Origin of the sequence: Microcoleus sp. F4-D5, assembly GCF_036704885.1 — a bacterium.
GTDB lineage: Bacteria > Cyanobacteriota > Cyanobacteriia > Cyanobacteriales > Microcoleaceae > Microcoleus.
The window spans coordinates 585-12,965 of sequence record NZ_JAUBSX010000124.1 but is presented as its reverse complement, the minus strand read 5'-3'; the positions used below and the strand labels follow the sequence as shown (position 1 = coordinate 12,965).

17 protein-coding genes and 1 pseudogene are annotated in these 12,381 nt (G+C 46.8%); 5 read left to right on the top strand and 13 right to left on the bottom strand.

Annotated elements, in window-relative coordinates; all coding sequences use genetic code 11:
- Both QUA80_RS31625 and QUA80_RS31620 read left to right on the top strand, forming a co-directional pair.
- Positions 1 to 138 (top strand): annotated as a pseudogene (locus QUA80_RS31625) (photosystem II q(b) protein); the annotation flags it as partial.
- A 436-nt stretch (positions 139 to 574) separates the two neighbouring features.
- Positions 575 to 1,360: a GerMN domain-containing protein gene (locus tag QUA80_RS31620; RefSeq protein WP_333428885.1), complete on the top strand. Its 786-nt coding sequence runs from the start codon at positions 575 to 577 to the stop codon at positions 1,358 to 1,360.
- A 115-nt stretch (positions 1,361 to 1,475) separates the two neighbouring features.
- On the opposite strand, the gene QUA80_RS31615 is transcribed toward QUA80_RS31620, so the two are convergent.
- The 13 genes from QUA80_RS31615 to QUA80_RS31555 form a co-directional block, all read right to left on the bottom strand.
- Positions 1,476 to 1,868, bottom strand: a complete 393-nt coding sequence (locus QUA80_RS31615; RefSeq protein ID WP_333428884.1) for a metalloregulator ArsR/SmtB family transcription factor — start codon at positions 1,866 to 1,868, stop codon at positions 1,476 to 1,478.
- 30 nt (positions 1,869 to 1,898) lie between these two features.
- The gene (accB, locus tag QUA80_RS31610) at positions 1,899 to 2,456 is read right to left on the bottom strand and encodes an acetyl-CoA carboxylase biotin carboxyl carrier protein (protein ID WP_333428883.1); all 558 of its coding nucleotides are present in this window, start codon (positions 2,454 to 2,456) and stop codon (positions 1,899 to 1,901) included.
- Positions 2,457 to 2,642: 186 nt separating this feature from the next.
- Positions 2,643 to 3,200, bottom strand: a complete 558-nt coding sequence (efp, locus tag QUA80_RS31605) for an elongation factor P (protein WP_333243992.1) — start codon at positions 3,198 to 3,200, stop codon at positions 2,643 to 2,645.
- 439 nt (positions 3,201 to 3,639) lie between these two features.
- Entirely contained in the window at positions 3,640 to 4,074 is a 435-nt protein-coding gene (locus QUA80_RS31600; RefSeq protein ID WP_333428882.1) for a hypothetical protein, read from the bottom strand.
- Position 4,075: 1 nt separating this feature from the next.
- Entirely contained in the window at positions 4,076 to 4,288 is a 213-nt protein-coding gene (locus tag QUA80_RS31595) for a hypothetical protein (RefSeq protein WP_333428881.1), read from the bottom strand.
- Complete coding sequence (locus QUA80_RS31590) at positions 4,285 to 4,464, bottom strand: hypothetical protein (RefSeq protein ID WP_333428880.1); 180 nt, start codon at positions 4,462 to 4,464, stop codon at positions 4,285 to 4,287. Before QUA80_RS31590 ends, QUA80_RS31595 begins: the two co-directional genes overlap by 4 nt.
- A gap of 20 nt (positions 4,465 to 4,484) precedes the next feature.
- On the bottom strand, positions 4,485 to 4,838 hold the full coding sequence (locus QUA80_RS31585; protein WP_333428879.1) for a hypothetical protein: 354 nt from the start codon (positions 4,836 to 4,838) through the stop codon (positions 4,485 to 4,487).
- Between the two features lie 9 nt (positions 4,839 to 4,847).
- Positions 4,848 to 5,201 (bottom strand): hypothetical protein, encoded by a 354-nt coding sequence (locus QUA80_RS31580; RefSeq protein WP_333428878.1) that lies wholly within the window; start codon positions 5,199 to 5,201, stop codon positions 4,848 to 4,850.
- Positions 5,202 to 5,262: 61 nt separating this feature from the next.
- On the bottom strand, positions 5,263 to 5,862 hold the full coding sequence (locus QUA80_RS31575; protein ID WP_333428877.1) for a hypothetical protein: 600 nt from the start codon (positions 5,860 to 5,862) through the stop codon (positions 5,263 to 5,265).
- A 185-nt stretch (positions 5,863 to 6,047) separates the two neighbouring features.
- Positions 6,048 to 7,577 (bottom strand): hypothetical protein, encoded by a 1,530-nt coding sequence (locus QUA80_RS31570; protein WP_333428876.1) that lies wholly within the window; start codon positions 7,575 to 7,577, stop codon positions 6,048 to 6,050.
- On the bottom strand, positions 7,577 to 9,613 hold the full coding sequence (locus tag QUA80_RS31565) for a hypothetical protein (RefSeq protein ID WP_333428875.1): 2,037 nt from the start codon (positions 9,611 to 9,613) through the stop codon (positions 7,577 to 7,579). The genes QUA80_RS31570 and QUA80_RS31565 overlap by 1 nt, the downstream gene beginning before the upstream one ends.
- Positions 9,606 to 10,433, bottom strand: a complete 828-nt coding sequence (locus QUA80_RS31560; RefSeq protein WP_333428874.1) for a hypothetical protein — start codon at positions 10,431 to 10,433, stop codon at positions 9,606 to 9,608. The genes QUA80_RS31565 and QUA80_RS31560 overlap by 8 nt, the downstream gene beginning before the upstream one ends.
- Positions 10,433 to 10,981, bottom strand: coding sequence for a hypothetical protein (locus tag QUA80_RS31555; RefSeq protein ID WP_333428873.1), 549 nt, complete (start codon positions 10,979 to 10,981; stop codon positions 10,433 to 10,435). The genes QUA80_RS31560 and QUA80_RS31555 overlap by 1 nt, the downstream gene beginning before the upstream one ends.
- A 213-nt stretch (positions 10,982 to 11,194) precedes the next feature.
- Here QUA80_RS31555 and QUA80_RS31550 point away from each other — a divergent pair, with 213 nt between their 5' ends.
- From QUA80_RS31550 to QUA80_RS31540, 3 genes are all read left to right on the top strand, one after another.
- The gene (locus QUA80_RS31550) at positions 11,195 to 11,767 is read left to right on the top strand and encodes a tyrosine-type recombinase/integrase (RefSeq protein WP_333428872.1); all 573 of its coding nucleotides are present in this window, start codon (positions 11,195 to 11,197) and stop codon (positions 11,765 to 11,767) included.
- A 3-nt stretch (positions 11,768 to 11,770) separates the two neighbouring features.
- On the top strand, positions 11,771 to 12,109 hold the full coding sequence (locus tag QUA80_RS31545) for a hypothetical protein (protein WP_333428871.1): 339 nt from the start codon (positions 11,771 to 11,773) through the stop codon (positions 12,107 to 12,109).
- Between the two features lie 8 nt (positions 12,110 to 12,117).
- Positions 12,118 to 12,381 (top strand): hypothetical protein (locus tag QUA80_RS31540; protein WP_333428870.1); only part of this gene is annotated, 264 nt, incomplete at its 3' end.

The window sequence follows — 12,381 nt, the reverse complement described above, 5'->3', positions numbered from 1 at the left end:
ACTTGGGCTGATGTCATCAACCGCGCTAACTTGGGTATGGAAGTAATGCACGAGCGCAACGCTCACAACTTCCCGCTTGACTTGGCTGCTGGTGAGACAACTCCCGTAGCAATGGTTGCTCCTTCTATCAACGGCTAAGTTTTAGCTTTTGATTAATAACAAAAAGCGCCCCTATTACTAGGGGCGCTTTTTGTTTGGGCGAATTGATTTTTCTCAGCACCCTTCTTCCTTTTATCTGTTAACTCCGTTACCCCCCTTACCTCCGTTATATCCATCCTTTGCCTTCCTTCTTCCTTTTTTCTTATTCCTTTATCCTTTAATTTTTTTTTTAGGATTACTATAGAATATAGCCAATAGGCCGATCGAGATACTGTGACATACTCCACGGGCAAAATCTTACATTATGGTCTAGGATTCCAATAGTCGGATTCAGAATATGTTGGGCTTGCTATAAAGTGTTCGCTAGCAGCAATGCAATTGTGTCAATTCCAGAATCTAACCATAGACAAATGTAGCTGATCGGGAGTCGCTCCTCACCGTCCCAAGCGCTCTATCTGTAAGGAGAATTTGTATTATGAAAGATGGACAAGAAGTACGCCGCGTCTCCACAGCCGTCATTGCCGGTGTTTGCGGGTTGGCTTTACTGGCGGGAGGAGGCATTGCCTGGTGGACCGCGAACCGTTCGCCAACCTCCGCAGATACGCAGTCTTCTGCTCAGACTACTGCTCCGCCGCTGTCCCCAAGTCCTGTGGAATCCCCTGCTGTAATTATCCCCGTACCCCCTCCAACTCCTGTACAAGTGCCGCAGGTTCAGACGCCCCAGGTTCAAACGCCCCAGGTTCAGACGCCGCAGGTTCAGACGCCGCAGGCTCTGGCTCCGCAGGTTCAGACGCCCAAGCCGTCGCAGCCAAAGCCTTTGCAGCAGACTGATATCCAGACAGTGCAAGTCTACTGGGTTAAAGATGCCAGTGGCAAATTTGAGGGAGTTCCTACGCCAGTAGCTGTCAAAAAAGCTGACAAGCCTGATGCAACTTTACAAGCTGCTTTTAACAGTTTGTTGACCGGGCCCAAGGATGCAACTGTTTCTAGCGAAATTCCTAAGGGGACAAAACTGCGGAGTTTGAGTGTCAAGAATGACGGAGTTTATGTCGATTTGTCTGCCGAATTTACTTCGGGGGGAGGCAGCACCTCAATGACAAGCCGGTTAGGGCAAGTTATCTATACGGCTACGAGTTTAAAACCTAATACCAAGGTTTGGATTTCGGTGGAAGGCAAGCCTTTAGAACTTTTAGGCGGCGAAGGTTTGGAGGTGGCTCAGCCGAGTACCCGCCAAAGCTTTGACAAAAACTTTCCCCTTTAGTAATTATGAGTCATTAGTTACAAGTCATTAGTCATCGGTCTCAAGGCCGAGAATAGGAATTGATAACTGATGACTCATGACTGAGGACTGAGGATGGAGGAATGGCAACTAATTTTCAGTGCTTGGTAGTCATGCTAAATGCCCGAAAGTGTAGGGCTTGCTGTTCGATCCGGGTGGCAAGCCGATCGCACACCATATTACACAGCTCGAAAATTAACTCGTCTTGCACCTTATAATAGGCTGAAGTCCCTTCACTCCGGCGAGTGAGGATTCCAGCTTGGAGCATGAGTTTTAGGTGCTTAGAAACATTGGCTTGACTCGTTTGAGTAGCTTCCACCAATTCTTGCACGCATTTTTCGCCGTCGCGAAGTAAGTTCAAAATTCGTAAACGCATTGGCTCGCTCAAAATACTGAAATACTCAGCAACTTGTTGCACAACCTCTTGCGGGACAGGCTGGGATGACTTCATCAAACTCACCGGAGAGAAGTGATCGGGAAATATTAGCATTTATTCTGTCCATAACAATAAAGTAATCCTTCAATCCGGATTAATTCGCATCAACACTTGACCGTATTCGACAGGTTCGCCATTTTGAACTAAAATTTCCATCACTTGACCGGACACTTCATCAGCATCAATCTCGTTCATCAGCTTCATCGCTTCGATAATACAGACTGTCTGGTTGACCTTGATGCGATCGCCCACATTGACAAAAGGCGGCTCGTCGGGAGCCGCAGCGCGGTAAAAGGTTCCTACCATCGGCGAGATAATTGGCACCCATTTGGTATCGACAGGAGCAGTCACGGCAGCAGGCACGGCGGCAGGTGTGGCGGCAGGGGTCTCAGCCAGAGCCGATCCTGCATTTTGAGCGACAGCAGGAGGTGACGCTAAGGTGGGGCTAGCAACAGCGCCCAACGCGATCGGAGCGACAGTCCCCACGGCTGCAGGGATAGCGGCCGCGGTGTCTGGTGAGCTTGCCAGAATGCCTTTGCGTACAGTCAGTTCAAGATCCCCACTTTTTAATGTCAGTTCCGAAATGCCTGTTTTGTCTAATACAGTTAGCAGTTCGCAAAGCTGGTTTAAGTCTAGTTGCACAGCAGATTCAAGGGTAATTAAGAATTGAAAATTGAAAACTGAAAATTCCGAATCCGGCGAAGCTAGGAGAATTCACCGAGTTTGGAGGCAAAAGGGACAGTTTTTAAGCTGTGAGCGATGAGTATTGAATTTTGAATTCTTTAACTCAGAACTAAAAACTAAAAACTCCCTTTTCCTCCGTCGTTTCTACTCTCGGCCGAGGTACTTGTCTTCACGAGTATCAATCCGAATCCGTTCTCCAATGGAAATAAATAGAGGCACCATAATCTGAGCTCCGGTGGAGAGGATAGCGGGTTTGCTGCCGCCGGTGGCAGTATCTCCTTTGACTCCTGGATCGGTTTGTGTCACTTCCAAGACAACCGAGTTGGGCAGTTCCACTTCTAGGATTTGGTCGTTCCAGCGAAGGATATTGACTTCCATCCCTTCAGTGAGGTACTTGACACGATCGCCTATTTGCTTGGCATTGAGGCGACTTTCCTCGTAAGTTTCCATATCCATAAAGACGAACTCGTCGCCCTCTTTATAGGTATGCTGCATCACGCTCTTTTCCAGGTTGGCTTGAGGCATTGTCTCGCCCGCCCGGAAGGTTTGTTCTACTACGTTTCCGGTTTGGACGTTTTTTAATTTTGTCCGCACAAAAGCCGAGCCTTTTCCTGGCTTGACGTGGAGGAATTCGATAACCCGCCACACGCCGTTATTCCATTCAATTGAAACACCTGGTCGAAAGTCGTTACTGGAGATCATATAAATTTTTGCGGGCAATCCCGTCGCCTTGCCGGCACGGGGGAACTACAGTCAGTCGATTTTAGATTTTAGATTTTAGATTTTAGATTTACTCCACAGATGAATTTGGGAGATTGAACCTTGGTCTAAAATTTTGATCTCTCCACGACAGGAGTCTGGGGATTGTATCCGTTTTTGAGCGGCTCAAGTTAAAGCCGCAGTCTAGCTGACGGCATCAAAAAGCAATTGGCATTTTATTTTACCGTTCAAAGGGAGCAAGTGCTGTACGGAATCCCCAATGATATTATCGTGATGGCTGGGAATAAGCGCTGCATACTGAGCGCGGGCCTCCAGCCGCCCTCAGCCATCCCTATTAGGGATTGAAATTGCGGGGGCTACCCAAAACCCTATCAGGGATCAATAATCAGCGTCTACAAACGCTGTAGACACTGTAGACAAATCAATACTTTACAGTTAGAGGTAAACTCTTCACGCCCAAATTGGCGATCGACGCGAGCCGATCGCACAAACGTCGCCACCCAAACTGCCTTACCACTCCGATACAACCGGCAGTGCCGGGCATATTTGCATCAAAATGTATCCCAAGCTCGGCGCGCATACCGTGAATTGAAATCACGGGGTCGGGAGTGATGTGAAAAAATAGCCCTTCTACCCCCCGCGTATCTAGCCAGTAACCCTCACTGGGAATTTCATATTCCCCCGCTGGGATTGGGCCTTTCCCGCGTACCCACTCATCACCAGGGCGTTGATAATCTGCACAGCCGGAAGTTGCCACGTAGTCGATCGCCCGCCCGTCAGGATATACAAGTTGCAAGTTACCGTAAATTAGCTTTGAGGATTGAGCTAATTGCATTGTAAAAATTAGTTTGTGCATTTTATTTTAGCGATTTTAATTTTTGTTTAAGCTGGTCAATTAATTCTTGAATTTCAGCAAGAGTTTTTTTGCCAGCCACTAAATCTCTAAGATTAGCAATTGTCATTCCTTGGATGTATCCGTATTCCTTGGATAAATCTTCCAGGCATTCTAATAACTTATCTTGAGTTGCTTTGCTATCAGCAAGCAATTGATTGGCTTCTCGAACAGTCATTGTGATTGCTTGGGGGGCGAAACTAGCAATCCGGTCAGCCCTGCTAGTACAGGTGCTAGTACGGGGACTAAATCCATAGCGCTTCTGTGTACGGCGACTAAACCTATGGCTGCCACAACCAACAGTAAAACGCCAATAGCCAAACAGTAAATAGTAAAAACAAAAGCATTTCGCATTACTTTAAGATATTTTTTGCTCAAGTGAAATCCGTGCGGTGCGACGCCAATCTTTCAATGGCTTTTTTTTCTAATCTAGTTGTGCTACTCCTAACGTGAAACTCTCTTTCTTCTCTCTCTCCCGGAGGTAAAGAAAGGTGAACTTGAACGTCGTTAAGCACTTCACCGTGAATTTCAACGATTGACCAAAGCGTTTCAAATCTTGCTCTGTCAGCACGCGCTCTAGCTTCAGATTCTCTTGCTCTAGTTTCGGCTTCAGCTTTTGAAACCGCTGAATCACTAATGGCTTTTTCAACTATTCGAGAGCCTTTCCAAATGAACGCGAGCACAGCGCACAACGCCGCTAAATTGGCTAGTATATTTGTCCAATTCATAAAAACACTCTATTCTGGCTCGATGTAGCTTTCAACTACTATTGCTATTTCTTTGTGCCAGCGGGCCGGCTCAAATTTAAGGCGATAAAGAGGAGTTAATTCAGGAAGCCTTATTAAAGTCCGTACTTTTAAAGGAACTGTCCAGCGCGATACCTCAAAGTCTGGTCCTGTATTACCAATCAAATGTACTAGCCTCCCCCCTAACCACCAATGAGGCTTAGCTCCAAGAGAGAGACAATAAGCTCTAATTGTGTGTTGAGCAAAAACTCCGGGAATCAATATTTTATCAATTGGATTTTCACCCACAGCGGCGTGAAACTGATTGTAAATAATTTGCCAATTTGATTCGCTATCAAGACTCATTTTTAAGTTTGCAATAATTAGGCGGCGTGTTTAAAAAACTGCAACCGCCTAAAAATCATGGTTAAGGAGTTGGAGGTGCTACGGCCTTTTTCTTGCGGCTTTTGGTTCCTGCCAAAATTGTCACTTCGTCGGCCGGAGTTCCAGCGGCGTCGGTATCTGTAGTTCCTTCTGCTACCGTTTGTAGAGGAATAGGGTATGTGCCGCCACCTTTAACAGTAAAATACGGAAAAATATCAGCATCTCCTGTGTTTCCGGTGCGGTTAACTTTTGCAGCAGGAATCAAATCTCCCAAAACGTCTCCAATTTCAGCAATTCCCAAATAACTGGGAAAAGTAAAGGAAAGCTTGCGGCGATTACCTTTAGATGTTTTCCTACCAGTTGTAAGAATAATAGTGCGCGCACCCGGTTTGCCGCTAGCAAGGTAGGTTCTCTTACCTTCTGCTACTGTTACAGTGCCGTCCGTGCCGTCAGGTTTTACATAAGTGCGAGTGTAACCGGCGCGATCGACTAGATCGGTATCGTTTGGTATGTATTCCTTGGTGTCAATGTTAAGAAATTTGGCAACCCTAGGAATACAACTGCAGGTTGTCCGGTAAAAATCGGTGCCGGTGCCTGCCTGACCTTTATCTTTATATTTAACGAGAAAACTGGTGCGAGCCATAAAAATTCTAAAATCTTGAGGTTTTGTTTGGTAACTTCACCTTAAGTTTTCCCCCTCAAAGTGTCAACGCCTCAAACCTTTATCTAGTAAAGGTTTGAGCTGTAAAAGATTTGGCGCAGCCCTAGGGTTGCGCCAAATCTTTTACAACTGGATTTTAGTCAGTGTAAATTTTTGTTAAGCCATGTTTAGCCTAAAGGTTTCAAGGTTGGTGGCTCTTTGTCTGGCCACAAATCAAATTCGATCCGTTGTTCTTCCCAGGTGTTGCCCGCTATATCTTCTCTACCTTGCAAGTCAACCGCCCGCCGCCGCCAAATTAAAACCGCTTTAGAAGGGTAAACAAGGTAAGGTAGTTCTCGCCGGCGCGGGGTCGGGTCGGTGTAGCCAGAATCGCGGACGCCGTTGGGCAAGATTTCAGCCGTTGATAATCTCAAGAGTTCCTTGATTTTCTGGATTCCCTCGTTTTCAGTGCTGGCATAACACTGCATCTGGCGGCCGTTGTTGAGCCGCGCGGTAACGAGCCGTTGGCCGCTGGTGTACTGTTTGGCGGCAAGTTTTACTTCGTCCCACGTCAGACCGCGCTTAATATCGGGAATTGTTATGTGCCTACGGCGAGCTTTTTTCCCGTTAGGCATTTTCCACGGGGGAGCCGTTTTTTCGCGAAATTCAATCATTAAGCGGCGTTCTTGTACGCCAGGAGTAATGTAGTCATCCGTTGGCGTTCCGTTAATCAATACTCCAACATCTCGGTTGCCGAGCATTTGATGGGTTGCCAGAGTCTGAACAATTACAGGTCTGAGTACAGCTTCAGGCCCGCTGAGAATAATCCGTTCGTCAGGGGCCGAGCGATCGGGCGTAATTTCCACCGTGCGATCGGCTCCAAGCAATGAATTCCTTTCCATTGCCTGCTGGGCGAGCCAAGCGTCAATGCCGCCGGCAACTGCGAAACCCGCTTCTATGCAGGCTTCTGACCCTTCCTCAAACATTTCCTCGGAAAAATTCCGCCAGAAGGCATTAGGAATTGATTCAATTTTGTCCTCTACCGCTTTGGCGATCGTCCACGATTCGCCCGTTCCCCAGTTATCAACTGTTCCCGAACCCAAAACAGCCCGCAGTCCTTGCCCAAAAATATTGTTGGGGTCTTTAAGAGCTCGCCGCACATCTTTGTACAACCATAAAAAAGTTGCCTGAGTTCCCATGCGAAATCCGGCGTTAATCACTTCGCTAGCAGCGTCAAGCATCTCATCCAAAGCTTGCTCACCAACTTCCTTCAATAAATGAGTGCCAAGCGATTGGTTAAAACTAAAAACCGTCGCGGCTGGAACTACCCCGCATCCCAACCAGCCAATTGCCCGCCCAACAGCGCCGCCCAAAATGCCCCCAAAGGAATTCCACAATCCCTCTATTTGCTTGTCTATGGCGGTGTCGCTCATATTCCAGTCAAAGTTGTAAAGGAATTGAACGCCACCGACAATCCAGCTCCAAAGTTTTGTAAAGCTAAATGAAATTGCGCTGGTAATTGCCGATATTAAAAAATTCCCGAAGCGCACGGCTCCATTAATAATAGTTTCTAGAAATCCGCCGTTACTGGAAGTAGTAATTGAGGAAGCAGACCACGTTCTGATAAGATTTCCACCAGTAGAACTCGAACGAATTTTTCGAGACGCTAAATCTTTTAAAATCATCCCTATTTTGGGGATGGCTTGAGCAGTTGCCATTAGTTATTCCCTCCGGCTTGTGCAATATTGTCGCCAATTTGTCGAATGCGAGGGCGGCGGTCTGGCGTTTTACCGTATGGATTTTGCATATCGGTAATGCCTGTTACATTTCTAAATCCATCTTCGGCATTATCGAGGAAGTCTTCAAAATCTTCTTTAGGCTTTTGTTCTTCGCTGCCGTCTGTCGGTCTTGTTGGATTTTTAATTGAATTTGCCAAATCAAGAGACCCTTTCAAAATCCCCAACAATTGAGATTTTGTATCCTTCTTAGTATCAATTCGCTGCCAGTGTACGGCGCGAACAATGGCGGCCGCTTGCAGCAAATCTAGAAAGATATCGCGCAAAGTTTCTTTCTCGGTGTAATCCAATCCTTTAAGGTGAATTTCGGATTCTTCAATTAATCCGTGTATTGTTTCGGCTCCAGGGGTAAAACACAGAGGCACGGTGACATCAATTTCCGTGCTTTTAAATGCCATGTACTTGATAATTGACTTGGCTGCTAAATATCCTTTAATCGCTTCTTGTCGAGCTAGTCCCGACTCAACAAGGTTCTTTGTTGTAATAGCGACTAGCGCGTCAACGTTAGTTGACAGCGATAATATTTGCCCTTCTATTTCGGCAACAGATTCAGCCAAATTTGGAAACTTAATTTGCTTGCTTTGGTCGCCTTCTTTCGTAACGTCAGCGTCTTTGACATCTATTTGAACTACCCACTGTCCCCAGCGTTCGTCGTCACGCTTGAACATCCAATCCAGCAAGCTTACTAAATCTGGAATTGGTTCCTGCGGCGGTTCTGCGGGTTCTTCGCCTTCTTTTGGTACTTCTTGAATAATGGTTGCGGGCAACTCGCCGGGGAATCTGGCAAGCCCTAGTTTTGTATACATTAAGCGCGTTAAACGCAAATTATCACAGCAACATTGATCCACGTTTTGCCTCCTTGGTGGCGGGTTTGGGAAAGGAGTCGGAGCCGGAGACAATGGAACAGACGGAGTAATTCTTTTTGGTAGGTCAGGAGAACTACTAGAGCCACAGGGAATTTCATATATAGAAACGTCCCACACTTCAGCCGCCGTTCGTAAATTTAAATATTGCTTGATAGCCGCCCCTGAGTAACTTTGTACAGCAAAAGGTAAATGCAGTTCTTGATTGTATTTATATCCATCTGGTACAAGAATTTGCAAAGTATTGTTGAGCAATGCCCATGCTTTAAAATTTGCCTTAAAGCTTGTACGATGTGGATACCAATAAGCATCGTATGTATTAGCAGGTGGGATGTGTGATTCAATGTATGCCGGAGTTCTCCCCCTGGGTAATGGAATATCCCGAACAGCGAATTCCCTAATCTGGTTGTTAGACCAAACACCGCCCCCATGCCCTTCCTCTTCTAGTGATGCGCGAATAAATTGGTTTGGCGGCGGATTCCAACCATACTCTCTCTGTATCCAAGGGTGCATTAAAACTACACAGTGATAACATTTATCGTCGTCTAATAAAGGGATAATATCCTCGGCTGGAAATCCTATGTTAGGCGATGGTGATGAGGGAGGCGACGATGGCAGAACCTCTTTTTTTGGAAATCCAAATCCAATCCCTATTTCCACGGGTGTACCGGGAATTTGCAAAGTAAATTCAACGCCCACATTCCCCTCATCAGAAGAAAGATTAATTCCTAACCCTCCAATTTCTCCCCCAATACTTCCCCCTAATATTTCCCCTGTACTGGTGTCAATAGTTGTCCCGCCGCTAATTCCTAAAATGCCTCCTGGGAGTTCGGCACTGCCGCTAATTGAAATAGAATTTTCTGAAGGGTTGGCGCTGATGTTGATGGCAACCGGGCTAAGTTCGACGCTAACGCCACCGGTGACAGTCATCCCTCCAATGTTGGCGACCTCTTGAGTAACGCCAATGCCACCGCTAGTTACCGATGGTTGTGCTTTCCTTCCCATGTCAACGCCGCTATCCTTGCCGAGGTCGATCGCGCTTGACCCCCTCGTGGCGGAAGGCGACAAAGAAGATTTGGAGCTCACTCTAGACATAACTTGCCTCTACCCCGGCAATTCGAGAAGTGCTGCCTTCTGCGATCGCCCAAAGCTCGCCCGTCAGTGTTTGCTCTGTCAAATTTCCCCCGCCGTTGGGGGCTAAATAAATTCCCGCGCCAACGGCAACGCTAGAATTGCCAGCAATCCAAATGGGAGTATTTCCCGTGTTTGTGGCGTACAGGATGGCGCGGTTTGCGTTGGCAGTTCTGAACCGCGTCGGAGCTCCAGCGGGAATATCGATTCCGTAAGGCAATCCGGCACCAATTGTCCTTACTTGCGGTTTTGCAATCAGGTCGATGTTGTATCTAAAATCGCCTTCTAAATTGATATAATCGCCTGCGCCAAGTACCCCATGTCCGTAATTGATGATAGAAATTCCGAGTCTATCGTCGGGGCTTAAAAGTTTTAATTGATTGATTGTAAGGTAGGGAATTGTAAAGGGAATTGTGATTTCCCTTCCCTTATTTTGCAATCTTGCAGTGGCTAGGGTTGACCACGTGCCTGTGCCTTTCCTCGCGTGGAATCTTATCCCCGTAAATGGGTATTCTTCTTCAATAGCAAGCATTGCAGCAATTTTTTCTGCTGCATTCATCTCCGGAAATATTTCGGGGAATGGCGCTTGCTGATAAGAAGGTAAATAAACTGCACCGCTAAATGCTTCTAAATAAAAGCTTTTGCCTAAGTAGTAAGAATTTGACAAAGCGCTGTACTCTGCAAAACTATCAGCACAATTTAGAATTTCAATAATTCCCGTACCGTCAGCAGATGTAATACTGCGGCGAAAAGTTTTAGTGTTTTCTAATTGATTTTCTGCCATCAGTTTAGAAATACTTTTCCTTCAATTACGCTGCCGCCACCGGGCAAGCTGATTACTTCGATCGGGAATTCCAACAAAGCGCTAAATGTGGCATTGCTCCCGCCGCTCGCTGCTAGGGTGTGAGTGCACCGCGTAATTACGGTTTTTCCCGGCTGTAATTTTCGCGCGGGGTCGAGTTCCAAAAGTTTGAGAGCGATTACCCCTTCCATTGCTGCTTGTGCCAAATTGGGGGCGCTGCTGTCGCCGCCAGTGCCGCTGGTGAATGTGGAGCCGGTTAAGTAATGAGTTGCAGAGTAGGTAGTGTTACCACCTGCGGCGTTGGCTGCCACCACATTTAAGAGCAAGTCAATAGAAGCGGTTTTCGTTGATAAATTTGCAGTGATTGTTACTTTGTCAGTGCGTTCGGTAATTCTTGTTAGGTTATTTTCTTCTTGCTCCAACAGTGCCAGAATTCCGTAGGTGTAGCGCTCCTTACTCGCCGGGCCTTCAGGATTGGCGTGAGATTTTCCGCTGACTGAAGCGCCAGCACCGGAAGTATGATCCGCCATAAATAATAATTTTAATAATCTTACTTTCCCAGTTTAAGTAAGATTTATTAGCTCAATGTTGGGTTGCGAAATTCTTAAGAAGTTGCTGAAATAGATAAAAGAGCAACTGTTTAAAAAAATCAAACAACCAAAAATCAACCGTTCCGGCTGCTAGACTAAATGAAGCGCCTAAATGGTTGCTGATTGCTAAGTATTCGCACGGAAAGAGCAACTGTGAAAATTTTAAGATTTGGGCAAGCTACGCCGCTATGCCAGACAACTTTTAATCAAATCAGCAACCAATTTACAGCGGATGTTTATAAACTCTTTTTAGGGATATCTTGGTACACTGGCGAAAGGCCAGAAGCAATTTTGCGGATAGATGTTGCCAATATTTACCAAAACTCAGCAACGCGCCAACCGCGCGACACAGTGGTGTATCCGGCAGCTAACCGCAAAGATAGGCAAACTCGCGAATTATCTATTCACAGAGCGCTTAAACTAATGCTTGCTGCTTACCAACCGCCGGAATCGGGATTCTTATTCCCTTCTTTGTATCGCTCTGACAAGCATTTGAGCCGACAAGCCGTAGACAAAGCTTTTAGGCGCGCGGTAAAAAAGGCCGGGCTTGAAAACCAAGGATTTAGCCTGTATTCTGCGCGGCGTGGATTCATTACTCGCTTGAACGAGCAAGGGTGCGATGTAAAACTTATTCAACGACTGACGGGTCACAGAAGCCTGTCGTCATTAATGCGATATGTCGAAGTTTCGGACGTACAACTAAAAAACGCAATTGATAATTTTTAATCAATGACTTTATTTAATCCCGGCCAACAACAGCAGCAGCAACAAGTAGAATTTTCTAACGCAATCACTTTAACGGAATTTGCACTGACAACTGCAACTACCACAATTGTGCCGGATCGAAGTGCGACCAAAAATAGGCGCGGGTTAATTGTTTTTAACGACGGAACCGCTAACGCGCTATTTGCTTACGGCACAACTATTTCGGCAACCGCTTTTACGGCTGAGCTACTGCCGGGGGGATATTTTGAAGATTCGGCAGCCGCCCCGTGGCAAGGGCCCGCAGTAATGAGAAGCACAAGCAGCGCCACAAGCGTAAACGTTACCGAAATCGTGATTATCTGAATTATCTGATGCTTAACAATCCGATTACTGAGCCGCAAATACCTCAACCGATCGCCCGCGACAGCGAGGTAACGGCGGCGATAAACGCGCACGTAGCCGCAGCCGACCCCCACGCTCAATACCTACTGCAATCTGAAGGGGATGCGCGGTACAGGCAAAGCACGGTAGCCCTCACGGATGCGGACATTCCCTCTGCGATCGCCCGCGACAGCGAGGTAACGGCGGCGATAAACGCGCACGTAGCCGCAGCCGACCCCCACGCTCAATACCTA